A 26376-nucleotide genomic window follows, 5' to 3' on the forward strand; every position below is an offset into this window, starting at 1 on the left:
AAGTTCAAAATACGAATTAATGTGGTGTTAGTAGTTTCTCTACATCAGCAATATTGCGACATTGAATAAGTTGAACCGGTGAGAGCTGAATCGCGTATGTTTCATTAATACGTTTTGAGACAACCTTTAAATGATGTGGACGTAGCCCGAGATGAGTAAAATGAGTTGAGTTGTCCACTTCCTTATTTGGCGTATGACCTATTACTTCTAAATAAATGTCGAGTAGTTGATTTTGCTGTTTAGCATTATTATCAAGTGGAATAGACGAATGATCGGACTCATTATTCTTAAAATATGGTCGTTTATTTTGAAGCTCACTGAAAAAATTACTGAGATCAAAACTGAATATTTCTGAACCAATAATTTGCTTGATTGCCAATTGTAGCGCATCCAAGAAATCGTCAATCATGTGGGGGGGGAATGCTTCTTGGGCATAATCAATATCGAAAATTAAAGCGCCGTCATTTCTTGTGCTAAAGCGAATATCAATTGCAACTTGAGGAGTTTGGGTTAGTCCATCTTGTTGCTGAATAGGATGAGATTCAGATAATACAGGCCATGACAAACCATTTGTAATTACAATCGGTAATACTGGAGCAGTGCCAACTTTTTCAAATAATAGTCGAGCGAGATCAACGCCTGAAAATGAAAGATGCTGTAAACCCTCTAAAACTTCAGTTTGCAAACGGTTTGCTTGTTCAGCAAATTGATCTGCAGTTTTCCACTCAACAGCAATAAACGTAGAACTATTGGAAAATGGTCCGGCATAGAGGGGAAGTGTAGGAACAGCAACACATAGAGATTTGTCAGTGTTCCAATGAGATAGCACTTCCAAAATAATCGCCATGATGACTGAGTTTTTAAACAGTGAATGTTTCGCTCCAATTTTAGACAACTGTTTAAATTGATCTTTTTCTATAACCAGACTGTTACGTTGGTAATGTGAAGTCGATAAATGCTGTAAGGGTGTTTTCCACGGAAGCGCAGGAATAGCAGATAATTTAGAAAATTTTCTTTCCCAGTAAGCCATATCTGCCTGATGAACAGACAAGCTATTTTCAACTTCATTTTCTTCTATTTGCGTTTGGATATCATGTTGTTGTCCATCGAATAGCTCTAACATTAGTGAAGCTATAGATCGGCCATCTAAAATCAATGCATCAAAGCGGACAAAAATCGTTAGTAGATTATTTTTTAATAAAAAGACGGTGATATTCCAAGGCGACTGATTTAAATCAAATAGCTCATGCGTATAACTATTTTTATAGGACTCGATGTGGTGAGAAGCACGTTCAGGTTCCCATGTAGTTAGGTCTATTTCTTTTAAATTGATACTCACTTGATTGCTTACATATTGTACTAACCTATTTTTATCAATATATGTTCGTAAGCTGTCATGCCGCCGTACCATTTCTGTCAATCGTTGTTTTAATAAAACAATATCCATTTCGCCGTGATACTGCCTAAACTCTTGCATGGCAACACCACCTAAAGGAAGGGCTTGAGTTCGGCCTAATAGGTAGGCTTGCTGTAACGCGTTTAATGATTTTTGGGATGTACGATCTGATGGAGTATTTTGGGCTGGGCTTATAATTTGTGTATTAAGTTGTTCAGGGTGCGCTGCAAGATTTTTAAGTAAATGAATGAAAGATTTAAATAAATTCGTGATCCATTCTTTGGGTAGAGCATCTAAACGGATGTCCCAGTTAACTAAAATACCGTCATCTACATGAGCAACTTGTGCATCAAGTGCAACTTGTGGCCCTTGTGAAATGACCCAATTCATTGAGCCAAAAACACGGCGGACACGTTCGGAAAGCAAATTATCGTTTTCTAAGTCGAGTGCCGCTGTAAATACCACAGGAGCAATCTGTGCACTACCATGATAACGGGATAGGTCACGTAGAACATTCACACCCGAATAATGTGAATGCTCTAATAACTCAAGCATTTGATTTGCTATTTGTTTGCAGAATGCGGCTAAGGTTGTTGTCCCTTTCATATCGACATCAAGGATGACTAAATTAGCAAAATCGCCAATAGTGCCTTCGACATTTTTTAAAACCGGCTCACGCCAAAAAGTAGGAATATTCAATCGGAAGCTGTGATCTTTGGTTGCATGACCAAGCGTATAGGCAAATAAACCTAATATCAGGTTAGTCACAGTAATGTGTTGTTCTCTAGCAAGTTGTTGTAATGCTTTTCGTTCTTCCGGCGATAACCACGTACTTAAACGATCACTTTTTGCTGTTTTGAATTCTTGATGAATGAAAGGTAGAGACGGAGCAGGGCTAATATGAGGCAGACGTTGTTTCCACCATAAGCGGTCTCGTTGGTTTAATTTTTTTAGGTTAGGGTCTGTCCGTATTTTTTGATACCAGTCAAAAAAATTAGGCGGACGGGAGAATGATATTTCTAGGTCTTCATAAAACAAAGAAAGATCTTCCATTAAATTCAAGAAGCTGGACGGATCTATAGCAATCATGTCCGTATCTATATGAAAACGAAAAATATTCTTTTTAAGAACACTTACAGAAAATCTTACAGTCTGGCCCTGACTTAAATCAAGTTTTTGATGGGTCCATTGCTCCCGTTTTTGCATGAGCATTTGCTCAATTTGATGATCGCTAAGCTTTGAAAAATCATCGACTTCTAATATCTGTTGAGCCTTCTCAGCCATGATGTTTGCGATGCCATCGGCACTCAAACTTAATCTCAAAATAGCGTGTTCTTTATAAAGTCGTTGAAGTGCTAAATGTAATTTTTGTAGATCAATAAATTGACCGTCAAATTCTGCATAGAGGTGGGCAGCAACCCCACCTAAAGTTGCGTTGCCAGAGCGACCAAACCAGCAGGCCGCTTGCATCGAAGTTAATTCACACATTGAACGATAACTCGGTTGACAAATTAATCTTGTTTCAGCATCATACAAACAAATGAAAATGATTACCAGTTGCATTTGTTAATCATTTCCAATTTTGCTGTGAATATATAGCTTGTCCGTCTTAAGAGTTTTCTTTTGTCGGTATTCAAATTAAATATTTATGCCGATATGTAAGAAAATTTACGAAGAATCAATAGCTTGATAACCATTAAATTAAATTGAATATTTAGAATGTCATGAAAAAACAGTTGATTGAGTTTGTTCGCTGGTCTCCAGAGAGAGCGCAACACTATCGAAATAAAGGTTATTGGATTGACCAACCTTTGACGCGCATTTTAACGGTAGGGGTTCAATCGCATCCGCATTCGCCGGCAATTATTTGTGGTGAGCGTCAGTTGAGTTATATCGAGCTGGACCAGCTATCAACAAATTTAGCTTCTCGACTAGCTGAGAAAGGCTTGGGCAAGGGTGATACTGCTTTAGTACAACTTCCCAATGTTGCAGAGTTTTATATTGTCTTTTTTGCCTTGCTTAAGGCTGGTGTGGTCGTACTCAATGCGCTATATAGCCATCGCCAATATGAACTAAATGCCTTTATTAAACAGATTCAACCTAAGCTTTTAATTGGTTCGCGTCAGCATGAAGTCTTTAGCAATAATCAGTTCATTGACTCACTTCATGATATAAATTTAAGTCCTGAAATTATTTTGATGCTCAATCATCAAGCTACCGATTTCGGACTATTAGACTGGATTGAAACACCAGCAGAGACCTTAGTCGATTTTTCATCTACACCTGCTGATGAAGTTGCTTTCTTTCAGTTGTCAGGTGGAAGTACGGGAACACCAAAACTTATTCCAAGAACGCATAATGACTACGACTATAGTGTGCGGGCCAGTGCCGAGATTTGCGGTTTAAACTCAAATACCCGGTTATTGTGCGCTCTGCCAGCTCCGCATAACTTTATGTTGAGTTCACCCGGTGCATTAGGCGTTTTACATGCAGGTGGATGTGTTGTGATGGCACCAAATCCTGAACCGCTCAATTGCTTCTCTATTATTCAAAGACATCAAGTCAATATGGCATCTTTAGTGCCGAGTGCTGTCATTATGTGGCTAGAAAAAGCAGCTCAATATAAAGATCAAATCCAGTCTTTAAAGTTGCTTCAAGTGGGGGGGGCAAGTTTTCCTGAATCTTTAGCGCGTGAAGTTCCTGAAGTCCTCAATTGTAAATTACAACAAGTATTTGGAATGGCCGAAGGCTTGGTCAATTACACCAGACTCGATGACTCCGATGAGCAAATTTTTACCACCCAAGGGCGTCCTATCAGTTCTGATGATGAAATCAAAATTGTAGATGAGCAGTATAAAGAAGTCCCAGAAGGCGAAATAGGGATGCTTGCGACTCGGGGGCCTTATACCTTTTGTGGTTATTACCAAAGCCCTGAACATAATTCACAGGTCTTTGATGAGGACAACTATTACTATTCGGGCGATCTCGTGCAGCGTACTTCGGATGGTAATTTACGTGTAGTAGGAAGAATTAAAGACCAGATTAACCGTGGTGGTGAAAAGATTGCTTCGGAAGAAATAGAAAAACTTATTCTTCTACATCCGGAAGTTATGCACGCAGCTTTGGTCGCAATTGTTGATGAACAGTTTGGTGAAAAGAGTTGTGCCTTTATTGTTTCTCGGAATCCTGAACTTAAGGCTGTTGTGCTCAGACGCCATCTCATGGAATTGGGTATTGCACAATACAAACTTCCAGATCAGATCAAATTAATCGAAAGTTTGCCACTGACTGCAGTCGGTAAGGTGGACAAAAAACAACTTCGCAGCATTTTAAATATATCTACAACATCTTAATAAATATTGAGCAGCATATGGCCATTTCAAAAATTTCTACTTATCTCATGCCCAAAAGAGAGAGTTATCCAAAGAACAAAACAGACTGGCAGTTAGATCCTTCTCGAGCAGTTTTGTTAATTCATGATATGCAACGCTACTTTTTAAATTTTTACGATGCTGAAAGTGAATTAATTAAAACGGTTGTTAATCATTTAGTTCAACTAAGAACTTGGGCACATCAGAACAATGTTCCGGTTGTTTATACAGCACAGCCTTATGAACAACCAGCGGCAGATCGAGCATTACTGAATGCGATGTGGGGACCGGGTTTGCCAGCCTCAACAATCGATCAGCAAAAAATTATTGATCAACTTTCTCCTGCTGAACATGACATTGTCTTAACGAAATGGCGTTATAGCGCGTTTAAACGTTCGGATTTGCTTGAAAGAATGCAAAGCTGGAATCGTGATCAGCTCATTATTGGCGGTGTCTATGCCCATATCGGTTGTATGGTTACGGCAATTGAAGCCTTTATGAGTGACATACAATCCTTTCTGGTTGGGGATGCAGTTGCCGATTTTTCAGAAGAAGAACATCGCTTAGCTTTGAAATATGTGTCTTCACGTTGCGGTCAAGTCATTGATACCGAATCTGTAGTGGGGCAGGTAGCAACAGGCATTACACGACCTTGGTTAGAGCAAAAGGTCCAGCAGCTTATTGAAGAAGATGAATTAGATCCAGAAGAAAACCTGATTCTTTATGGACTGGACTCATTACGAATTATGCAGTTTTCTTCGGAACTCAAAGCGCAGGGAATCAATATTAGTTTTGAAGAATTAGGACGTACACCCACTTTATCAAATTGGTGGTCATTGGTGGATGCACGGCAAAGGATTGCAGGGTAGAGGGTTGCCATCATAAGGCATACGACAAATCCTGGTCGCTAAATTTATACATAAAATTTATATCTTTGATAGCGACTCCTTAGACGACTTGTAATCGTCATATTAACGGAGCAAAAAATGATTTTATCGCCTGCTGATCAAGAGAAAATAGAGACATTCTGGAATTACTGTTTAAAACATCAATATTTCAATATTGGATATCCTGAGTCTGCAGATTTTGATTATTCCGCTTTATTCCGTTTTTTCAAATTCTCTATTAATAATTGTGGTGATTGGAAAGACTATAGCAATTACGCATTGAATTCTTTTGATTTTGAAAAAGATGTGATGGCGTATTTTGCTGAAATTTTTCAAATTCCTTTTGAAGAAAGCTGGGGATACGTAACTAATGGTGGCACAGAAGGTAATATGTTTGGCTGCTATCTGGCGCGTGAGCTATTTCCAGATTCAACATTATATTATTCAAAAGATACGCATTATTCGGTGGGAAAAATCGCCAAATTATTGCAGATGAAATCTTGCGTGGTTGAATCATTGGATAATGGTGAAATCGACTATGATGATTTAATCCATAAAATAAAAACCAATAAAGAAAGTCACCCCATTATTTTTGCAAATATTGGTACGACCATGACCGGCGCAATTGATGATATTGAAATGATTCAAGAGCGCTTAGCGCAAATCGGAATCATGCGCCGAGATTATTATATTCATGCCGACGCTGCCTTAAGTGGCATGATTTTACCTTTTGTTGATCATCCTCAAGCGTTTTCCTTTGCTCATGGTATCGACTCAATCTGTGTGTCTGGTCATAAAATGATTGGCTCACCGATTCCGTGTGGCATTGTTGTGGCCAAACGCCAAAATGTAGAGCGTATATCAGTAGATGTTGACTATATCTCTACACGTGATCAAACCATTAGTGGTTCTCGCAATGGCCATACTGTCTTGTTGATGTGGGCGGCAATACGTAGCCAAACCAATTTACAAAGACGGCAGAGAATTCAACATTGTCTAAAAATGGCCCAGTACGCGGTTGATCGCTTTCAAGCAGTGGGCATTCCTGCTTGGCGGAATCCAAATTCAATCACTGTGGTATTTCCGTGTCCTTCAGAGCACATCTGGAAAAAGCATTATCTGGCAACCTCTGGAAATATGGCTCATTTAATTACTACGGCACATCACCGAGATACACGTCAGATTGATAGCTTAATTGATGACGTTATTTTTGATTTACAAGGTGCCTCTAAACGTACAGTTGGTTTTTAGTCATATCAACCAAAATGATTTAGACAAATCCATATTAATTTTACAGTCTAGAAAATGATCTAAAAATATTTTGATAGGGCGGTTGGGAAGTTTTTGATGCAATTAAAGTTTTTTAAAAAATACTTTTTATATGATTTTCTTATTCATGCTTTTTTAAAGCCAGAAATGGCAATTCTTGCTGGTCAATTGAAGCGAGATTTTATTTTAAGTACCGCTTTTTCTATGAATATAAAGAGAGATAAGCATGTCTGATTTAAAGTTATCTCATCTGATGACAGACTCTTCCTTGGCACCTGCACTCAAGCCAGCATTTCCTAAATTATTTGCAGGAACGTTTGCTGCCGTATTTTCGGGTTTAGCCATTTTAACTGCCCTGTGGGGCATGATTCAGTTGATTGGTTATTTATCTTCTTATTGGGTGATCTTTTCAGCGGTTTTTTGGATAGTCGGGGCGGCATTGGCAGCACTGGCTTCATGGTTAGTGCATGATGCAGAGGCTGGATTTTCGGCACGATTACGTCGTCAAATTGCTCATCATTTAATTCGGTTACCGACCACAACCCTATCAAAACAGGGTGACCAAAGCTTAAAACGACTGGTTTCAGATGATATCGCAACCTTACATCATATGGTGGCACATTTACCGTCGGAAATTGCGATTTTTGCTGTAATCCCTTTAGTTTCTATTGTTTTATTAATTGTGTTGGTTGGCCCGATGGCCCTTTGGGTATTATTACCTGGGGCAATTGCTTCACTTTATTATTTAATTATTGTTCCCCATGTATCAAAACGGGATGGCGTTGCACGTATGCAGGTCATGTTAGATATTATTGGTTCTGCTGATGATTATGCACGCGGCATTCGTGATAACCGAATATATGGGCAACAATCTGGCGCTTTAACAGCCTATACTCAATCAGCACAAAATTTCACTCAAAATATGGTGTCTTGGGTGAGTAAAGTCGCAACACTCGCTGCTGTTGCCACTGCATTACTACAAGCTGTTGCAACCTTTGCCATAGCCTATCTCGTGGCTTATCAATACGACAGCATGACCTTGGCTGCAACACTTTTCTTTAGTTTGGCCATCGTGACACCTTCACTACGTTTAGGGCATGGTCTTGATTATGTCGCTGCTGGGCGAGCTGCAGCTAGTCGTTTATCTGCATTCTTAAAAGAGCCAGTACTCTCATCGGGCAATCTACAACAGATTGAGCAAGATGTAACACTTGAAATAGTTAATGCAAGCTTTGCAATCGAAAATCAAAAAGTATTGGATCGATTAAGTTATGCATTTCCAAAAAATTCAATGACTGCAATTACAGGGCCAAGTGGAGTTGGCAAAACAACCTTACTGCGAGCCCTTGCTGGGTTCGCCGTATTGCAAGAAGGTGTTATTCAATTAGCAAAAACAGATATTTTGCAATTACATGAAAAACTAAGACATGAAAAGGTTTTGTTTATTCCACAAGGTGGAGATGTATTACCGGCCACAGTAAGAGAAAACTTGTCCTTATCTGCCATTAATGCAAATGATGAACAACTTGAGCAGGCATTACTCAAGGCCCAATTAAAAGTAGATTTAAATGCAGATGCAACTTTACTTTCAGGCGGTGAAAAACAGCGCATAGGTATAGCGCGTGCTTTTTTATCCTCAGCTCCTATTATTTTATTAGATGAGCCAACGAGCGCACTCGACCAGACCAATGCGACAAAAATAATATTGGAATTAAGCCACTTAGCTAAAAACCAGAATAAAACCATCGTCATGGTCACTCATGATCTTGCCTTAGCTGCTCATGCCGACAACAGGTTAGTGCTTAAAGGCCCAACTGACTCAGGGAAATCTTTATGAATACTCCTGCTAAATTAAATAAAGATCAGATTTTTTCGATGCTTCCTCGTGCAGCCAAGCAAAAATTAATTATTGTTGGTATCGGATGGATCATTGTTGCAGCAATTGAAGCAATCGCATATACCGTATTGGCATTTGCAATTGTCAATCAATGGTCACCAAGCTGGGTTCTCATCAGTGCAATTGCAGCAATATTAGTGACAGTGGTGGTCACTCGTGCTGGCTTCCTTACTGGTGTGCGTTTAGCAGGCGACCTATTTGCTGAGTTAGGCAAATCTTTAGCTCGTGCCAAGCTCTCTTGGTTTACCAATGAACAGCGTGCTCAGATTAAGACAATTGCTGGACAGGGAATTCCTGGGTTTATGAGTATTCCTGCTCATCAATTGCAAACCTTTTTACATGCGCCTTTTATGCCTTTATTTCTAACAATAGGAATAGGCCTGCTTGCTGGAGCAGGCGTAGCATTTGTCGCTTTAGGCTTACTTTTACTCTCTTTATTTGCTCAATCCCTAGCACAACGTGCACTCATGCATATTGATAAAAAACGTAATACTGCCGATTTAGCTGCTTCACAAGCAACGTTGGAATTGGTTGATCATGTTGAGTTATTACGCACAGCCGCGGGACCAGAACGTGCGGTCCAAAGGCTAGAACATCGTTGGGAAGAGCAAGAAGAGACATTAGTACGGATCAACCGTGCTGCTGCATTTGCAAGTTTTGTTGCAACCTTGGCAAGTGTTTTACCGATTGCTGGGATGGCAACTTATCTGGTACTTGCTGGTGTCAATCATGCTGCTTTGGTGTTGGCATTACTCGTCTTAATTGGACGTGCAGCAGCGCCATTAGGTGAACTTGCTACCGCTGGATTACATATCAATGATTTGTTTGCTGCACTGCGCAACTTTAATCAGATCACACATCCACCTGAGTTGCCTGAGCCATTACATCCTCAAATTCCTACTGGCCATCATATTTCGGTACAAGGCGTTAGCTATGCGCCAGCACTTGAAAATATGACTCTCGACATCGCATTGGGGAGCAGAGTATGGGTTACCGGACCAAGCGGTAGTGGTAAGAGCACTTTACTTGAATTGCTTACACGGTTTGATGATCCACAAAGAGGAAAAATTACCCTAGGTGACATAGCTCTTGATCAAATGAAATATGAAGATTTGGTCTCGAATATTGCTTATGTCACACAAGAACCTATTTTGTTCACAGGAACACTGGCTGAAAATATCCGTTTAGGAAAACCTGATGCAACTGATGATGAATTAGAAAAAGCTGCAAGAGATGCCGCATTAGGGGCAATGATTGACCGCAGTTCAGAAGGAATTAATCAGTCGGTTGGTAAACAAGGCACCGCATTGTCCGGTGGTGAACGTCAGCGAGTCGCAATTGCGCGAGCATTACTCAAAAATGCGCCGATTTTAATACTTGATGAAGCCACTTCTGCCTTGGATGAAGAGACTGAGCAGGAAATTGTTGCAACGATACGTGCTCTTTCTTCTACGGTTATTTTTGTCACACATCGTGATTCAGCCATTTGGCAACCGACTCAAACTATAAATTTAGCTTCAACCTCTGTTTAAAAAATAGCGCAGAAACCTGATTTAAGCATTTTTTATAAAAGAAAAATGCTTAATATTTGGAGAATTCTTAAATGAATAAACCTCAATATAATATGTTCTGTTTACCGCCTGCGGGGAGTAGCGCGAGTATTTATCATCCATGGAAAAAGCAGATCTCTGACAATATTCGTATTATTCCCATTGAATATTCGGGGCATGGTATAAAAATAAATGAACCACTGATCGATGATACTGATCTATTGGCTATGCAAATTGCCAATGAAATACAAGCTTATTCAGACACACCGTTTATTTTATTTGGACATAGTGTAGGAGGTGGCTTGATTTGGAAAGTACTCAATTATTTGAATGAAAAAACCATAATTGATCAGTTGAGATTAATCGTTATAAGTAGCCGACCTGAGCATCACTATATTCAACATATGCGGTATAAGCATGAGCTAACTGATGAAAAAATTATTGATGAATTAAAGCGATACAATAACTTTCCTGACGAAATTTTAAATAATCAGGATGCACTCACATTCTTTCTCAAAATCATTCGTAACGACTTCTATCTTAGTGATCAATTACTAAGGGAGAACATACACAAGACTGAGGTTCCGATTGTTGCATTTTATGGCAAACAGGATCCTGATATTCCTAACAAAAGAATGATGGATGCATGGCAACAACACACAGAAAATTGGTTAGGAAGTATTGAGTTTGAAGGGGACCATTTCTACTTTCTCAATCCCGAGACCCGAGTAAAGATGCTTAAAAACATTGCTGCCATCGTTGAAACATTGACCGTGAATATTGAATAAAGTGCGGGCTATGAATACGGAGAAGCAGTTAAGTAGAAGGGCTAACTCATGTCTGGATGAAATAAATATTCAATATGAAAAGCTAACAGCTTTCGGGCTAGAGATACATAAAATCCAGCTCAGTGAAATCAAAGAAATATCTCAGCTTGATCATATCTATCAGGAGCTGAATATATTTCTTCCACCGAAGATAAAAAGCTCACGCTTCATTCGTCAATTAGAGTTCTTGACGGGGCGCTTAGCAGCAAAACATGCATTACAAAGCCTCAATTTACAACATTCTATTGTCCATCAAGGTAGACATGGGGAACCCCTATGGCCCGAAGGAGTGAAGGGTGGGATTAGTCATGTTGGATCAAAAAAATCATGTCATGCCATCGCATATGCTAGAAATAATACCCCTAGAGAAAAAATATTTGGAATCGATATAGAGTCTCAAAAACATCATATTTTTTTTCAAAAGAAAGATGAGTTTTATGATGTTTTTCTAAATAAAAATGAACAAGCAGAAATTGAAAAGCTGCAAAAAAAACAAGCATATTTATATTTGGTAATATTCTCTGCTAAAGAAAGTATCATTAAAGTAATTTATTTAAAATATAAGCAAATTATTGATTTTAAAAATATAAATTTTAAACAACTAGATGGCGAGTTTCTTTATTTTTATCTTAGTCAAGAAAGTTCAATCGGGATAAATCTAGAGATTAAAGTTCAATTTTTTTATACAAATAACGAGATAATTACAATTTCTTGCATTGAAAACTAATTTTATTATTGATAATAATAATCATTTGCATTAATGTGTGTTTCAGTATTTTTATACTCCTATATTTAAAAAGAAGTACTACAGAATTTGCTTGAAAAAAATCAATGTGAGAGGTGATATACAGATGATGCAGACTCAAATATCAGTAGAGCAAAATTTAGATCATATCGGTCAAAAGAAATTTTCATGTTTCTCTACGAAAAATTATTATCTCGAAGTGAACGAATTCGTTAAAACGCTAAATACACCTGCAGCAAATACCGCACTATTTAATGAGGGGATTGCAAAATGTTTTGAAGAAATTAAAAAGCAAGGCCATCAAAATCCAGTTTTAATTGGTGCTATACCTTTTGATATTACAAAGAAAAGTAGCTTAAATTTTTATGCTGATCATAAAAAAATAACACAAGCATCTTCTACGATTAACTCATTAAAAAAACGTAATAACATTGAGGTAATTAATAAATCATTACTTATTCAACGCCAAAAATTTGAAGGTACAGTGCAGTTAGCTTTAGATGCTTTTGAGAAAAAGAAGGTAGAAAAAGTTGTTCTTTCTCAGGCTGTTGAATATGAGTTTAACCATCATCAAGAGCCAGAAAATTTATTGGCTGCTTTATTAAAACAAAATCCAAATGCTTATAATTTTGTGATTCCAGTAGAACATAATGATTATATTCTAGGCGCAAGCCCAGAACTGCTTTTATCAAAACAAGGTCGTATTGTAACCAGTAATCCTTTGGCCGGTTCTAGACCCAAATCTCAAATTTCTGAAAAAAATTTCGTCAGCCAACAAGAATTAAATCATTCTGAGAAAGACCAGCATGAACATCGAATTGTGGTTGAAAATATTATTAGAAATTTAGCCACTCATTGTGTAGAGCTTAAGGTTTCTGAATTTCCAGATATTTTAGAAACATCAACAATGTTGCATTTATCATCAGAGTTCCAAGGTGTGCTCAAACAACAGGCACCGAATGCATTAAACCTTGCATTAGAATTACATCCAACACCAGCGGTTTGTGGCTCACCAACTCATGTTGCTAAGCAGTTTATTTTAGATCATGAAGGTTATGACCGACATTATTACACGGGGTTAGTAGGCTGGATGGATGCCGAGGGTAATGGAGAATGGGTAGTAACGATTCGCTGTGGTCTACTCAGTGAAAATAAAATGCGCTTATATGCTGGTGCTGGAATTGTTGAAGGGTCAGATGCTGAAGCTGAATGGCTAGAAACAGAAGCTAAAATGCAAACCATGTTGAATATTCTAAATACAAAAATTGCTGTGTAATTATTAAACTTAGGCTGGTGTTATGTTTATAGTCAAAACAATAACTAAATATTCCACTGAGATATATTAAAAATTTAATAAAAAAAGCCTGCATAAAGCAGGCTCTTTTATTTAAGAGGATTATTCTAAGAATTTAACAGTTACGCCTGAACGTACTTTATTACCTAAATCGTTAGCATCCCAGTTAGTTAAACGGATACAACCATGTGATGCAGTTTTAGAAATTAAAGACGGGTTTGGTGTACCGTGAATACCAAATGATTTTTTACTTAAACCGATCCAGATATTACCTACAGGAGCATTTGGGCCAGGTGGTAAAGAAAGCGGTTTTAAGTTTTTACCTTGGACGAAGTTAGAAGGTGAGTAGCTATACCAAGGGTTACGTGCTACACCAACTACCTTGTAAGTACCGGTCGGAGAAGGCGTATCAGTACTGCCAATTGTTGCAGGAAATGACGCAATCATTTGGTTACGACTATTGAAGAGGTACAGTTGTTTTGCACCTTTATGCGCAATAATCAAATGAATGTCTTCTGGTAAATCATTGCGTACGTTTGGAACAATGATTTTTTCACCCGCTTTTTTGAATGTCGAAGTTGGGTTAATTTTCTTTAAGAAAGCTTCATCAATGTGAAACTTCTCACCCAACATTTCGCTAACACGAGTGTAGTACAAACCTTTCATTTTGGCCTGTAATGCGTAGTCAGAAGGAATTGACTCAGCATATGGACCTTTTAAATCAGCATCAGAAATTGTGTATTCAATAAATGCTGGTTTTGTTTGTTTAGCAACTAATGCATCCCAAGTTTCTTTAGTCAGTTCACCAGTAGGTGATAAACCATTCATTTGTTGGAATGAAGAAATCGCTTTTAATGTGTTTTTACCGCTCATGCCGTCAATCGCACCTGGCGATGCATGTGCATTATTGAGCATAACATGCGCACGTGCGTAAACTGGAAGCTGGCCTTTACCAATATTTTCAGACCATTCAGCCGAGTTTAAGCTATCTAAAGTCCATGATGCAGCAGGTACTTGTGCTGTAGCAGAGGCAGTTGTGGTTTTAGCTGCTACTGGTGTAGATGTAGCAATACCAGACTCGGCATTTGGGTCTTCAGTTTTTTGCAAATTTTGTAATGTTGTTGACGCTCGATTTAGGTCATTTTGTTCTTGAGCGGTAATTTGTGTCGAAGCTTGAGCTTTTACAGTTGAAGCTGCATCTACTGCTAAAGGATCAATCGGATCTTCTACAGGAGCTGATACCTTTTTAGGGTTCAGGGGTTGCTCAGTTGTTGAAGCAGCAAAAGCAACATTAGCAATAATACAACTTAAACTCATAGCGAGTAATGAGCGAACAAACATGTAATTCAACCTTAAGAATTTTCATATAAGCAATAGGGGCTTGATCTAATCTAAAAGTGCATAAAACTACCAATAACTCATCTCTATGAGTTCAAGATTGGCAATTTAGTGGTTAAAAGAATATCAATAGACCCGATGTAACATGTTGCAAGTATTGCAGAAAACCTTGCTGCTTGCAGTAGACTTTTGTGTAAATATGCATTTTTTAGTAGATTGACGAGTTTTTTGTGTGAAATTGAAATTATAAAAATCTTTATGTTTTTGATATGATGCTGCCACATAAAGAATATAGAGATTGGTAATGACGACTTTGAAAAATGATCGTTTCCTACGAGCTTTGTTACGCGAACCTGTAGATACCACACCGGTATGGATGATGCGTCAAGCGGGACGTTATTTGCCTGAATATCGTGAAACACGTTCAAAAGCAGGCGACTTTCTATCTCTATGTAAAAATACAGAATTTGCTTGCGAAGTGACTTTGCAGCCTTTACGCCGCTACGACTTAGATGCAGCGATTTTATTTTCAGATATTTTAACAATTCCTGATGCATTAGGTTTAGGGCTTTATTTTGAAACAGGAGAAGGTCCTAAGTTTCAAAAAACGGTACGTACTGAACAAGATGTCGCGAATTTACCTAAGTTAAATGCAAAATCAGACCTTGATTATGTAATGAATGCGGTAAGTACAATTCGCTCAGCTTTAGGTGGTCAAGTTCCACTGATTGGTTTCTCTGGTAGCCCTTGGACGCTAGCAACTTATATGGTTGAAGGTGGTTCAAGTAAAGAATTCCGTTTTACCAAGCAGATGATGTATGCACAACCAGAAGTTTTGCATGCCTTACTTGATCATTTAGCAGATTCAGTGATTGACTATCTAAATGCTCAAATTGATGCAGGTGCTCAGGCCATCCAGATCTTTGATAGCTGGGGCGGGGCATTAGCACACCGCGAATACGTCGAATTCTCTTTAAACTACATGAATAAAATCATTGCTGGTTTACAGCGTGAGAAAGATGGCCGCCGTATTCCTGTTATTGTGTTCACGAAAGGTGGCGGTCAATGGTTAGAACCAATGATTACCACTGGTGCGGATGCATTAGGTTTGGACTGGACTACTCCGCTTAATACAGCTCGAAATATTGTGTCTGGGCGTGTAGCGTTACAAGGCAATCTTGATCCTGCTGTTTTATATGGCTCGGCTGCTTCAATTGAAAAAGCAGTAAAAGCAATGTTAGACGATGCCTACGCAAACGGCGAAAAAACAGGTTACGTTGCTAACTTAGGCCACGGTATTACCCAGTGGGTAGACCCTGCGCAACCAAAAATCTTTGTAGATACAGTGCATGAGTATAGTGCTAAATATCTAGGATAGTTTTTGTGCGCCATCTGATTTTACCCATTCATTTTATCGGCAAGGCTGTTTCGGCAGCCTTGTTTGGTATTCTGCTTTTAATTGCTTTTGCTTTAACAGCGCCGATGGGAAGCCATGAATATATGGGTTTTTATCGCTATGATTATTTACTTATCTATGCATTGTTAATCCAGATCTGCTTACTTTATTTAAAGCTTGAATCATGGGCAGAAGCCAAAGTTATTGCTTTATTTCATGTCATGGCGATGGTCATGGAAATATTTTTAACGCATCCCGCGATTGCGTCATGGCAATATCCTCAGCCTGCGGTATTTAAAATCTTAACTGTGCCTTTATTTGCAGGCTTTATGTATTCGGCTGTCGGTAGTTTTTTTGCACGGTCAATCCGACTGTTTCAAGTTTCTTTTGAAAAGCTTCCTAGTTTTAGAAGTATGCTTTTACTGGCATTTTTCTCATATATAAACTTTATGAGTAAATTTTTTGTACCTGATATCCGATATATTTTATTTGCGATCAGTATTTTTATTTTTTGGAATACCAAACTTTATTTTCAGTTAAATGAATATAAATTTAAAATTCCGATGTTACCTGTATTATTTACCCTCGCTTTTCTCATCTGGATTGCTGAAAATATTAGTACTTTTTATAAAATCTGGCTCTATCCAAGTCAGGTAGATGCTTGGCATATGGTGGGTTGGGGTAAACTGGGGTCATGGTATTTATTATTACTCTTAAGTTTAGTACTGGTACTTAAAATATTGGGTCATCGAGATAATCAAGGTAACTGGAATTTAAGATAAATTTTTCTTTTGCACTTTTTATCATATTGTTTATTTTTTAATTGCTAATTCACAATCATCTCGCTATCTTTAATAGCGTGTAATAAAAATTACACATAACAATACAACACATAAGAAACAATCAATAATGATTTTGGAGATTTACATCTATGTTAAAAAAATTAGCTTTAGCTGCGTTATTAGCGGCTGGTTCAAGTGTTGCAATGGCTGACAACGACGTAGGTTGTGGTGTGGGTACACAAGTATGGGCTGGTAAAAAAGGAGTAGCGCCTAAAATTCTTGCTGCAACAACAAACGGTATTTTTACTAACCAATTATTAGGGATCACTTTCGGTACTTTAGGCTGCCGTCAAGGCGGAACAGTAACTGCTCAAGTGGTTACATTCACAAATGAAAATGCTGAAGCTTTAGCACGTGATATGGCAGTAGGCCAAGGTGAAAGCCTGAACGTACTTGCTGAGTTAATGCAAATTAAACCTCAAGACAAAGACCGTTTCTTTAAAGTTTCAAAAGCAAACTTTGGTGAAATCTATTCTGCAAATAACCAAAATACGCTTCAAGTTTTAGCATCATTACAAACTGTAATGGCTAAAGACGACGTTTTAAAAGCTTACGTATAAGTTTGAAACTGAGAACCCTGTCGTATGGCAGGGTTTTTCTTATATTTAATGATAAAAATTGATGAGCTTAATGAAGTCAGTTGTTTTAGTTTTTGCCTCTTTGGCAGTGAATATTGCGTATTCAGCAGATATAAATCTATCTATTCAAAAATATTGGTCAATCGCAGAACAACAAAATCTAGATCAAAACATTACATGGCAAAGGCTCATGTATGCCAATAAAAACCATAAAAGTGATGTCACTTACGGTGGCTATTTCATGTCGGAAAATGGGAAAAATAATTTAAAAGAAGAACTGAAAGCGGATATCTCGGCATTATTTATGCCGGCTCAAGATAATCAGTCGATTCGTTGTAAGTTCCCTGCACGTAGCCAATGGCTCATACAAAAAGTAGGCATTCAAGAAAATGAATTGCCTCAAGTAAAGTGTACCGAATTTGAAAACTGGATTGGGCAAATTAAGCCCTACAAAGCGACATTAATTTATGCGACCGATTTTATGGGCAATCCAAGCTCGATGTTTGGCCATACTTTATTGCGTTTAGACCCAAAAGATCAGCAACAATTAAATTTAGTTTCCTATGCTGTAAATTATGCAGCAACGGTGGCAGGCAACGACAACTGGTCATATGCATGGAAAGGTTTAACAGGGCAGTATCCGGGTGAATATTCACTAATGCCTTATTACCGTAAAGTAAAAGAATATGGCGATTTTGAAAGCCGTGATTTATGGGAATATGAGCTAAATTTAACTCCTGAGGAAACACGTTTCTTGGTGTCTCACATTTGGGAAATGCAACATGTGAGTTTCCCATATTACTTTGTGAGTGATAACTGTGCCTATCGATTGTTGGGATTAGTGGATTTAGTAAAACCTGAGTCTAACTTGCAAGAAAAATTCACCTATGCATCCATTCCAATGGAAACTATTAAATCAATCCAGCAGGAGGGACTTACCAAAGCTCCTGTGTATCGACCTGCTTTAGAAACTCAATTATTGGCACAAGCTCATCAGCATGGTGCTTCACTGGCGAAGGTGGCTCATCAAATTACGATGATGCCGACACAGCAGTCTTCTCAGATTTTAAAATCATTTAGTGAGCAAGATCAGGCTAAGATTTTAGAGATGGCTTACGATGATTTATACCTCCAATTTATTAGCCGAAAAATAGAAGAAAGTGTTGCTCAGCCGCAGTTACGTCAGCTTTTAGCGCTCAGAAGTCAGATTGATTTAGACAAACAGCGTCAAGAACCCAAAAGACCAACAAAGGAACCGACTCAAGGCCATAACGCGCGTAACTTTTCCGTGAAAGCTGGTGAGGTGCAAGGTGATAAGTTTATCGAACTTGGTCATCGGCAAGCCTACCATGACTTAATAGATCCTCAAGGCGGATATCGTGCAGGTACTCAATTACTATTTTTAAATGGTAATGCACAGTGGCGAGATGATCATTTAAAACTAGAACGTCTTGATTTGTTAGAAGTGAACTCTTATAACCCGATTCAACCTTTTAAAATACCGCTGAGTTGGGGATTTAATTTAGGTTGGCGTCAGGAAGCCATTCATGATGGACGTTTTAGTGAAGACAAACAACACGGCGTCGCAAGCTTTAATGCACAAGTTGGTTACAGCCTTGCTGACTATGAGCGCAAACATATTTGCTATGGGCAACTACAGACCTACGTACAAACAGGTTCAAATCTAGATAAAGGATGGCGTGTGGGAATGGGTCCGACTTTAGGTTGTATGAACCAATGGTTTGAGCGTTTCAACTCTGTCGTGCAAATCGAATTGCCCTATTGGGAAGACCAAAATCAATGGAATTTGAGAGTCAATACGCAGTGGCAATATCTGATTAATCGCAATAATGCTGTTCGATTAAACTGGGATTATGAACAACAAAATCATCAAGACTGGATGAAATCAAGTCTAGGATATATTTGGTTCTTTTAAAGAATAAGTGTATAAAAAAGAGAAATGAGATTATTCATTTCTCTTTTTTTGTGTTTAGCTAATGTGATTATTTCTTTATTGCATTTAACACGGCATAAGCTGCTTTAATGCGTTCTTCATTCGGAATACGTTTATTGGTCAACATGACTAAGCCAATATTTTCTTTAGGAATGAACACGACATATGTTCCAAAACCGTTGGTCGAACCAGTTTTGTGGAACATCTTAACTGAAGGTTCTTTGGAAATGGCAGCCACTTTATTAGGCTTCATCACAATTTGTTCTGAATTACTGTCTAATAAAGTTTGTAAAGGCGCTGGATAAGAAAATTCTTCCCAACCAAGTGCTTGATGCATGGTGCCGACTTGATAGAAACCTTGATGTGTTTCATTAATTGCACGTTGAATATCTGCTGGATATTTTTGTGGATTTAGATTGGCATTAATAAACTTAAGCATATCGGGTAAGTTAGATTTAACGCCGTATGCTGGTGCATCGAGTGGACCAGGATTAACTCGAATTGGCTGATTTTCTTGGTTATAGCCAAATGCATAGTTTTGCATCTGAGTTTTAGGAACATTTACATAACTATGTTTTAAGCCAAGCTCTGGAAAAATTGTTTTTTCCAAGACTTGGTCAAAAGGCTTATCCATAGACAAAGCTACAACTTTTCCAAATAGGCCAATACTTGGATTTGAATATTGTCTGTATTCACCGATTGGGTTTTTAGGTTTCCAGTCTTTGAAAAAAGTTAAAACTTGTTGGTCTGTTTGTACTTCATCTGGAAATTGCAAAGCAAGGTTGCCACTTGTATAGGTACCAAGTTGAAGTAAGTTAACTTGGTCAATCGGTGTGTTTTTTAGTTCTTTCCAATATTTACCAGGCGTATCATCAAAAGAGATTTTTCCTTTATTTTTTGCATATCCACCTGCTGTCGCGGTAAATAATTTACTAACTGAACCTAACTCAAAAATGGTACTGCTACTTACGGCTTTTTTATCTTGAACAGATTGTAGACCATAATACATTTCATACTTTTTATTATTCTGAATAACACCCACGGCCATACCCGGCACATCAAATTTATCTAATAAAGGTTTAAAATTTTGATCTACCAGTTTTTTAATTTCTTGGTCTTTTGGTGTATTGCCCGCATAAATTGAGGTACTAAAAATAAAAAGCGGGGATAAAAGTAGACAAGAAATTTTTTTAAATCGCATGATTAACTCTAAATCGTTTAAAAATAAAGATGCGTACTTTTATAACAAAAATCACCAAATTTAATTGTTATGTTTTATTGGTTAAGTGCTTTAAATAGATATAAAAAAAGCCCAACTTCGTCGGGCTTTTATTTTGGCAGTAAAACCGGATTAATAGCTTTCTGGTACTGCACTTAAAAATTCACGACGTGCTTCTTTGTCGGTTTTAAAATCGCCGACAAATGAAACTGTACGGGTTGTAGACTCTTGTTTACCTACACCACGCATCATCATACACATATGTGCTGAATCGATGACTACAGCAACACCGCGAGCACCAGTCACTTCTGCGACAGCTTCTGCGATTTGTTGAGTCAGATTTTCCTGAATTTGCAAACGGCGAGCAAACATCTCGGTAATTCGTGCAAATTTAGATAGACCGAGAACTTTGCCTTCCGGTAAATAGGCAACATGAACACGACCGTAGAATGGGAGGAGATGATGTTCGCAAAGCGAATAGAATTCAATATTCTTCACCAATACCATTTCATGGTTATCTGATGGGAAAACAGCATTATTGGTGACTTCTTCTAAAGTTTTACTATAGCCAGAAGTTAAATATGAAAAAGCTTTAGCCGCACGCACAGGCGTATCTTTAAGGCCGGGACGATCAAGATCTTCACCGACGGCAGTCAGGATATTTGCGTACGATTGCTGCATTGACATAAGACGTATAAATTTACTCTATTAGACAAGCTCGGCATTGTATCAGAAACATGACCTGATGTTCATAAATCCTCGCACTATATTTATTTTGGTTTTGCGCAAGCTTAATAAAAGATGAATAAATTTCATGTTTTTTATCGTTAATAGTCAAGTGTTTGGACATGAAATGTGCGCTTAATATTGGTAAGTTCTAAATGATCGCGTAATGGCATCATATTTGCACAGAAGCATTATTATAAAGCATAAGGATAAAACATGTTAGAACGTCCAATCACCTTCTTTTTCCGTGGTGGTCAGCAGCAAGTAGAAAATGTAGTACCTACAATGACGGTTTTACAATTTCTACGAGAATATACCCAAACTGGTAAGACTAGGCAGACTGGTACAAAAGAGGGATGTGCTGAGGGCGATTGTGGTGCATGTACGGTAGTGATTGGTGAGTTGGTCAATGAAAACTTGCAATTACGCAGTGTGAATGCTTGCATTCAGTTTTTACCTACTTTAGATGGTAAGGCTTTATTTACAGTAGAAGATCTTCATACATTATTGCCTAAAAAGGATGGGGCACTTCATCCGGTTCAACAGGCGATGGTCGATATGCATGGTTCACAATGCGGGTTTTGTACTCCTGGTTTTATCATGTCGTTATGGGCAATGTATGAAAATGAACAACACTGTCCAAGCAAAGATCAAGTCAGTAATTATCTTTCTGGAAATTTGTGCCGCTGTACAGGCTATCGCCCTATTTTCGATGCAGCACAAAAAGCATATGACTATCCACGTATTTTATTAAAACGTCAAAAAGTAATTGAAGTATTAAAAGAGATCAAAGCATTACCTGCATTGCATTTGAATGATCATGGTCAGCAATTTTTTGCACCAAAGACTTTGCAGGATTTTGCCGCTTTACGGTCACAGTTGCCGCAGGTACGTATTGTTGCTGGTAGCACAGATGTTGGTTTGTGGGTCACAAAGCAAGGCCGTAATTTAGGAGATATGCTTTATATCGGTCAGGTTGAAGAACTCAAAAAAATTGTAGTCACAGATCATGCTTTAACTATTGGGGCAAATGTAAGTTTGAGTGATGCACTCATCAAAATTTCAGATGTTTATCCTGACTTTCAAGAATTACAGCGCCGTTTTGCTTCCATGCCGATTAAAAATGCAGGAACACTAGGTGGAAATATTGCTAATGGTTCGCCTATTGGTGATTCAATGCCGGCATTAATTACGCTAGGTACACGATTGATTTTGCGTGTAGGTGAGCAGACCCGTGAAATTGCTTTGGAAGACTTTTATTTAGACTATCAAAAAACAGCATTACGACTTGGTGAGTTTGTTGAGGCGATTGTTATTCCGCTTCGCGAAGGGCAGACACGTTTTAAATTTGCCAGCTATAAAATTGCCAAACGTTTTGAGCAAGATATTTCTGCGGTATGTGCAGCTATTTCATGCGATTTAGATAATTATGATGTCGCTCACAATGTAAGAATTGCTTTTGGTGGTATGGCAGCTATTCCTAAACGTGCAAAATATGCAGAAGCCATATTGGAAGGTCAGCAACTTACAGCAGAATTGATCGTTCTGGCACAAGAGGCCTTGTCAAAAGACTATCAGCCTTTAGATGATGGACGTGCTAGCTCGGCATATCGTCTACACGTCGCGAAAAACTGTTTACAGCGTTTTTATGTAGAAAAAATTCTGTCTCAAACACTCACTCGTGTGAATGACCTGATTGCTATGGTGGAGATCTAATATGAATCAAACCATTGACTTAAATATTTCTAAAAAATCAGCTAAAGCAGGCGACTCGATTCCACACGAAAGTGCACATTTACATGTGACTGGGCAGGCAACTTATATTGATGATTTACCCGAGCTTGAAAATACCATGCATTTGGCAGTCGGATTTTCAAATTGTGCCAAAGGCAAAATCAGTAAGTTTGATTTGGATGCCGTACGTCAGGCTGAAGGTGTTTATGCAGTTTTTTCGGCAAAAGATATTGAGGTTGAAAATAATTGGGGACCAATTGTTAAAGATGACCCAATTTTTGCAGAGGAGCAGGTCGAATTTTATGGACAAGCTTTATTTGTGGTTGTGGCCGAGAGTTATCAGCAAGCTCGTAAGGCAGTTCGCTTAGCAAAAATTGAGTATGTGCCCGAAACCCCAATTTTAACGATTCAAGATGCAATTGAAAAAGAATCGTGGGTGTTACCGCCTGTTGAATTTAGCCATGGTGAAGTTGAGCAGGCATTTCAAAACGCAGCCCATCAACTTTCAGGAGCGATTGAGCTGGGTGGGCAGGAGCATTTTTATCTTGAAGGACAGATTTCCTATGCGATTCCACAAGAAAATCAGAGCTTAAAAGTCTATTGCTCGACACAACACCCAACCGAAATGCAGTTACTGATTTGTCATGCATTAGGCATGAATATGCATCAGGTCAGTGTGGAAAGTCGCCGTATGGGCGGTGGTTTTGGTGGTAAAGAGTCGCAGTCGGCACAGTGGGCATGCATTGCATCTTTGGCAGCACAAAAAACAGGCCGTCCGTGTAAATTACGCTTAGATCGTGATGATGACATGAGTGCTACAGGCAAACGTCACGGTTTTGCTTATGAGTGGTCTGTAGCTTTTGATGACAGTGGTGTTCTGCAAGGCTTAAAGGTACAACTGGCTTCAAACTGCGGTTTTTCGGCTGATCTTTCTGGGCCAGTGAATGAACGTGCGATTTGCCATATTGGCAATGCCTATTATCTAAATGCAGTTGAGCTACGTAACTTACGTTGTAAAACCAATACTGTTTCTAATACCGCATACCGTGGTTTTGGTGGACCGCAAGGCATGTTTGTCATCGAAAATATTATTGATGACATTGCTCGTTATTTAGGTTGTGACCCGGTTGAAATTCGTCAACGTAATTTCTTTGCTGAACAGCCCGGTGCTGGACGTGACCGTATGCACTATGGGGCAGAAGTCCGTGATAATGTTGCGCCAAAATTGGTAGCTGAATTATTGCAGACTAGCGATTATGCGAAACGCAAACAGGCTATTCAGGCCTTTAATCAGAATAATGACATCATTAAACGTGGTATTGCGTTAACCCCATTAATGTTTGGTATTTCGTTTAACGCCGTACATTACAATCAGGCGGGTGCACTGGTCTATGTGTATATGGATGGTACTGTTTCTATTACCCATGGCGGTACGGAAATGGGACAGGGGCTATATACCAAAGTATGTCAGGTTGCTGCGCATGAGTTGGGTTTACCAATCGATAGCGTTCGTTTAATTGCAACCGATACTTCTCGTGTGCCAAATACTTCGGCAACTGCAGCATCGAGTGGCGCGGATTTAAATGGTAAAGCTGTTCAAAATGCCTGTATTAAAATTCGTGAGCGTCTGGCAAAACTTGCAGCAGACATAAGCGACAGTGACGCAGGGCAAGTCCAGTTTGAAGATAGTATGGTTTCAACAGCGAATGGTCACTCATGGACATTTCCAGATTTGGTTCAACGGGCATATATGGCACGTGTACAGCTATGGGACAGCGGTTTTTATAAAACGCCAGAAATTCACTATGATCAGGTCAACCATTTGGGGCGTCCATTTTTCTATTATGCCTATGGTGCAGCAGTCAGTGAGGTCGCAATAGATACCTTAACAGGGGAAATGAAAGTATTACGTGCTGACATTTTGCATGATGTAGGACAGTCGATTAACCCTGCAATTGATATTGGGCAAATTGAAGGTGGTTTTGTTCAAGGGATGGGATGGCTTACGACAGAAGAGCTGTATTGGCAGCCGCATGGACCACACGCAGGCCGTTTGTTTACCCATGCGCCTTCAACTTATAAAATCCCGACCAGTGTAGATATTCCTCATATTTTTAATGTCAAACTGTTCAATAATCAAAATCAGGCAGACACCATTTACCGCTCCAAAGCGGTAGGTGAACCCCCATTTATGTTGGCATTATCTGTTTTCTCTGCAATTCGTCAGGCGGTACAGGCGGCTATTCCCGAAAAAGCTCCGCTAGTGCTCAATGCTCCAGCAACTGCCGAAGAAATTTTACGTGCAATTGCTATTGGATGGGGACAAGCTTTGGCTGCTCGCCCACAGGCTAAAATGTAGAAGATTATGCAACATTTACAATGGTGGACTGATTTTGTAGCGTGGCAAGTTGATGCTCTGCCTATGGTATTGGTCACAGTAGTCCGCGCTGATGGTTCTACACCGCGAGAGGTTGGTGCATCCATGTTGTTGCGGTTTAATTTGCAACAGCAATGGCAGCAGTCAGATACGATCGGCGGCGGGCATTTAGAGTTTCAGGCGATTGATATTGCTAAAGCAATGTTAAAAGAAACGGAAACTAGTGTGAGGCGTATTGAACGCTTTAACCTCAGTGCTCGGTTAGGGCAGTGTTGTGGCGGAGTAATGTGGTTATTGTTTGAAAAAATATCACCCGCTACGGTCACATCGGATTTATCCGTGAGTTTGCAAGCATGGCGAGTTGGAAAGCGTATATCGCGTACCGTCTCACATCAATATGCATCCACTTGGCAGACTATGGATATGAAGCAACAACCAAGTTTCGAGTTTGATTCTGACAGTAGTGAGCAATGGCAATTTAGCCAGCAAATTCAGCCTTATGCCATGCAAGTACTGATTTGTGGTGCAGGGCATGTGGGTGAAGCAATTGTCCGTTGTTTATTACCTATTGGTGTTCGGGTGAAATGGATTGATCCACGTGATGATATTTTTCCATCCGATTTACTGCAACAGGTGCACTGTATAACGACTGATACCTTAGAAGCCGAGATCGAGCATTTTGACCGTTCAGGCGCAATTTTAATATTAACTCATGACCATCAATTAGATTTGCAACTATGTTTTTCAGCCTTAAAACCTACGGCAAAACCATTTGCTTATGTTGGGATGATTGGCTCAAAAAGTAAAAGGGCTATTTTTGAAAAACGCATGCAGGTGCGAGGTTATACTCCGGAAACTTTGCAACGTTTGGTTTGCCCGATCGGGATAGAAGGGATTTCATCGAAACAACCTGCAATGATTGCCATTGCAGTAGTTGCTCAATTATTACAAGTATTTGATGTAAAAAAATGATCCC

The 26376-nt window shown here is 38.9% G+C and carries 20 protein-coding genes; 16 read left to right on the forward strand and 4 right to left on the reverse strand.

Annotated elements, in window-relative coordinates; translation table 11 throughout:
* Window positions 1-16 precede the first annotated feature (16 nt).
* A complete protein-coding gene (basD, locus tag RMB06_RS05720) occupies window positions 17-2959 on the reverse strand; it encodes an acinetobactin non-ribosomal peptide synthetase subunit BasD (RefSeq protein ID WP_311078749.1) in 2943 nt (980 codons plus the stop codon).
* 161 nt (window positions 2960-3120) lie between these two features.
* Between basD and basE the strand changes: the two genes are divergently transcribed.
* From basE to basJ, 9 genes are all read left to right on the forward strand, one after another.
* Window positions 3121-4749, forward strand: coding sequence for a (2,3-dihydroxybenzoyl)adenylate synthase BasE (basE, locus tag RMB06_RS05725; RefSeq protein WP_311078750.1), 1629 nt, complete (start codon window positions 3121-3123; stop codon window positions 4747-4749).
* A gap of 17 nt (window positions 4750-4766) precedes the next feature.
* Window positions 4767-5636 (forward strand): acinetobactin biosynthesis bifunctional isochorismatase/aryl carrier protein BasF, encoded by an 870-nt coding sequence (basF, locus tag RMB06_RS05730; RefSeq protein ID WP_311078751.1) that lies wholly within the window; start codon window positions 4767-4769, stop codon window positions 5634-5636.
* A gap of 117 nt (window positions 5637-5753) precedes the next feature.
* Window positions 5754-6905, forward strand: coding sequence for an acinetobactin biosynthesis histidine decarboxylase BasG (basG, locus tag RMB06_RS05735; protein ID WP_101663056.1), 1152 nt, complete (start codon window positions 5754-5756; stop codon window positions 6903-6905).
* A 96-nt stretch (window positions 6906-7001) separates the two neighbouring features.
* On the forward strand, window positions 7002-7157 hold the full coding sequence (locus RMB06_RS05740; protein ID WP_206241282.1) for a hypothetical protein: 156 nt from the start codon (window positions 7002-7004) through the stop codon (window positions 7155-7157).
* On the forward strand, window positions 7150-8760 hold the full coding sequence (gene barA / locus RMB06_RS05745; protein WP_311078752.1) for an acinetobactin export ABC transporter permease/ATP-binding subunit BarA: 1611 nt from the start codon (window positions 7150-7152) through the stop codon (window positions 8758-8760). Before RMB06_RS05740 ends, barA begins: the two co-directional genes overlap by 8 nt.
* Window positions 8757-10352 (forward strand): acinetobactin export ABC transporter permease/ATP-binding subunit BarB, encoded by a 1596-nt coding sequence (gene barB / locus RMB06_RS05750; RefSeq protein WP_311078753.1) that lies wholly within the window; start codon window positions 8757-8759, stop codon window positions 10350-10352. The genes barA and barB overlap by 4 nt, the downstream gene beginning before the upstream one ends.
* Window positions 10353-10423: 71 nt before the next feature.
* Window positions 10424-11158: an acinetobactin biosynthesis thioesterase BasH gene (gene basH / locus RMB06_RS05755; RefSeq protein ID WP_311078754.1), complete on the forward strand. Its 735-nt coding sequence runs from the start codon at window positions 10424-10426 to the stop codon at window positions 11156-11158.
* 10 nt (window positions 11159-11168) lie between these two features.
* Window positions 11169-11924 carry a 4'-phosphopantetheinyl transferase superfamily protein gene (locus RMB06_RS05760; protein WP_311078755.1) on the forward strand — a complete coding sequence of 252 codons (756 nt, stop codon included), beginning with the start codon at window positions 11169-11171 and terminating at the stop codon, window positions 11922-11924.
* A 124-nt stretch (window positions 11925-12048) separates the two neighbouring features.
* The gene (basJ, locus tag RMB06_RS05765; protein WP_276124830.1) at window positions 12049-13218 is read left to right on the forward strand and encodes an acinetobactin biosynthesis isochorismate synthase BasJ; all 1170 of its coding nucleotides are present in this window, start codon (window positions 12049-12051) and stop codon (window positions 13216-13218) included.
* Window positions 13219-13338: 120 nt separating this feature from the next.
* Here the strand turns inward: basJ and RMB06_RS05770 are convergent, their stop codons facing one another.
* Window positions 13339-14577 (reverse strand): L,D-transpeptidase, encoded by a 1239-nt coding sequence (locus RMB06_RS05770; protein ID WP_311078756.1) that lies wholly within the window; start codon window positions 14575-14577, stop codon window positions 13339-13341.
* 301 nt (window positions 14578-14878) lie between these two features.
* Here RMB06_RS05770 and hemE point away from each other — a divergent pair, with 301 nt between their 5' ends.
* The 4 genes from hemE (at window position 14879) to RMB06_RS05790 (ending at window position 19326) form a co-directional block, all read left to right on the forward strand.
* Window positions 14879-15952: a uroporphyrinogen decarboxylase gene (gene hemE, locus RMB06_RS05775; RefSeq protein ID WP_017398630.1), complete on the forward strand. Its 1074-nt coding sequence runs from the start codon at window positions 14879-14881 to the stop codon at window positions 15950-15952.
* 5 nt (window positions 15953-15957) lie between these two features.
* A complete protein-coding gene (locus tag RMB06_RS05780) occupies window positions 15958-16752 on the forward strand; it encodes a DUF817 family protein (protein WP_086394242.1) in 795 nt (264 codons plus the stop codon).
* 149 nt (window positions 16753-16901) lie between these two features.
* Window positions 16902-17372, forward strand: a complete 471-nt coding sequence (locus RMB06_RS05785) for a DUF3015 family protein (protein WP_003650547.1) — start codon at window positions 16902-16904, stop codon at window positions 17370-17372.
* 61 nt (window positions 17373-17433) lie between these two features.
* On the forward strand, window positions 17434-19326 hold the full coding sequence (locus RMB06_RS05790) for a DUF4105 domain-containing protein (RefSeq protein ID WP_311078757.1): 1893 nt from the start codon (window positions 17434-17436) through the stop codon (window positions 19324-19326).
* Between the two features lie 67 nt (window positions 19327-19393).
* Here the strand turns inward: RMB06_RS05790 and blaADC are convergent, their stop codons facing one another.
* A complete protein-coding gene (gene blaADC, locus RMB06_RS05795; protein WP_311078758.1) occupies window positions 19394-20545 on the reverse strand; it encodes an ADC family extended-spectrum class C beta-lactamase in 1152 nt (383 codons plus the stop codon).
* A 150-nt stretch (window positions 20546-20695) separates the two neighbouring features.
* Window positions 20696-21244 carry a GTP cyclohydrolase I FolE gene (gene folE, locus RMB06_RS05800; RefSeq protein WP_002118643.1) on the reverse strand — a complete coding sequence of 183 codons (549 nt, stop codon included), beginning with the start codon at window positions 21242-21244 and terminating at the stop codon, window positions 20696-20698.
* A 261-nt stretch (window positions 21245-21505) separates the two neighbouring features.
* Here folE and xdhA point away from each other — a divergent pair, with 261 nt between their 5' ends.
* Genes xdhA through xdhC form a run of 3 tightly spaced genes read left to right on the forward strand, consistent with a single transcriptional unit; the run spans window position 21506 to window position 26372 of the window.
* Complete coding sequence (gene xdhA / locus RMB06_RS05805; protein ID WP_311078759.1) at window positions 21506-23005, forward strand: xanthine dehydrogenase small subunit; 1500 nt, start codon at window positions 21506-21508, stop codon at window positions 23003-23005.
* Between the two features lies 1 nt (window position 23006).
* Entirely contained in the window at window positions 23007-25382 is a 2376-nt protein-coding gene (xdhB, locus tag RMB06_RS05810; protein WP_311078760.1) for a xanthine dehydrogenase molybdopterin binding subunit, read from the forward strand.
* Window positions 25383-25388: 6 nt separating this feature from the next.
* Window positions 25389-26372, forward strand: a complete 984-nt coding sequence (gene xdhC, locus RMB06_RS05815) for a xanthine dehydrogenase accessory protein XdhC (RefSeq protein ID WP_005068082.1) — start codon at window positions 25389-25391, stop codon at window positions 26370-26372.
* Window positions 26373-26376: the final 4 nt, after the last annotated feature.

It is taken from the genome of Acinetobacter sp. V104_13, assembly GCF_031798995.1.
Taxonomy (GTDB): domain Bacteria; phylum Pseudomonadota; class Gammaproteobacteria; order Pseudomonadales; family Moraxellaceae; genus Acinetobacter; species Acinetobacter pittii.

What these genes read in the sequence shown, in the direction of transcription:
- basD (WP_311078749.1), bottom strand. Translation starts at nt 2,959, where the DNA reads ATGCAACTGGTAATCATTTTCATTTGTTTGTATGATGCTGAAACAAGA.
- basE (WP_311078750.1), top strand. Translation starts at nt 3,121, where the DNA reads ATGAAAAAACAGTTGATTGAGTTTGTTCGCTGGTCTCCAGAGAGAGCG.
- basF (WP_311078751.1), top strand. Translation starts at nt 4,767, where the DNA reads ATGGCCATTTCAAAAATTTCTACTTATCTCATGCCCAAAAGAGAGAGT.
- basG (WP_101663056.1), top strand. Translation starts at nt 5,754, where the DNA reads ATGATTTTATCGCCTGCTGATCAAGAGAAAATAGAGACATTCTGGAAT.
- RMB06_RS05740 (WP_206241282.1), top strand. Translation starts at nt 7,002, where the DNA reads ATGCAATTAAAGTTTTTTAAAAAATACTTTTTATATGATTTTCTTATT.
- barA (WP_311078752.1), top strand. Translation starts at nt 7,150, where the DNA reads ATGTCTGATTTAAAGTTATCTCATCTGATGACAGACTCTTCCTTGGCA.
- barB (WP_311078753.1), top strand. Translation starts at nt 8,757, where the DNA reads ATGAATACTCCTGCTAAATTAAATAAAGATCAGATTTTTTCGATGCTT.
- basH (WP_311078754.1), top strand. Translation starts at nt 10,424, where the DNA reads ATGAATAAACCTCAATATAATATGTTCTGTTTACCGCCTGCGGGGAGT.
- RMB06_RS05760 (WP_311078755.1), top strand. Translation starts at nt 11,169, where the DNA reads ATGAATACGGAGAAGCAGTTAAGTAGAAGGGCTAACTCATGTCTGGAT.
- basJ (WP_276124830.1), top strand. Translation starts at nt 12,049, where the DNA reads ATGATGCAGACTCAAATATCAGTAGAGCAAAATTTAGATCATATCGGT.
- RMB06_RS05770 (WP_311078756.1), bottom strand. Translation starts at nt 14,577, where the DNA reads ATGTTTGTTCGCTCATTACTCGCTATGAGTTTAAGTTGTATTATTGCT.
- hemE (WP_017398630.1), top strand. Translation starts at nt 14,879, where the DNA reads ATGACGACTTTGAAAAATGATCGTTTCCTACGAGCTTTGTTACGCGAA.
- RMB06_RS05785 (WP_003650547.1), top strand. Translation starts at nt 16,902, where the DNA reads ATGTTAAAAAAATTAGCTTTAGCTGCGTTATTAGCGGCTGGTTCAAGT.
- RMB06_RS05790 (WP_311078757.1), top strand. Translation starts at nt 17,434, where the DNA reads ATGAGCTTAATGAAGTCAGTTGTTTTAGTTTTTGCCTCTTTGGCAGTG.
- blaADC (WP_311078758.1), bottom strand. Translation starts at nt 20,545, where the DNA reads ATGCGATTTAAAAAAATTTCTTGTCTACTTTTATCCCCGCTTTTTATT.
- folE (WP_002118643.1), bottom strand. Translation starts at nt 21,244, where the DNA reads ATGCAGCAATCGTACGCAAATATCCTGACTGCCGTCGGTGAAGATCTT.
- xdhA (WP_311078759.1), top strand. Translation starts at nt 21,506, where the DNA reads ATGTTAGAACGTCCAATCACCTTCTTTTTCCGTGGTGGTCAGCAGCAA.
- xdhB (WP_311078760.1), top strand. Translation starts at nt 23,007, where the DNA reads ATGAATCAAACCATTGACTTAAATATTTCTAAAAAATCAGCTAAAGCA.
- xdhC (WP_005068082.1), top strand. Translation starts at nt 25,389, where the DNA reads ATGCAACATTTACAATGGTGGACTGATTTTGTAGCGTGGCAAGTTGAT.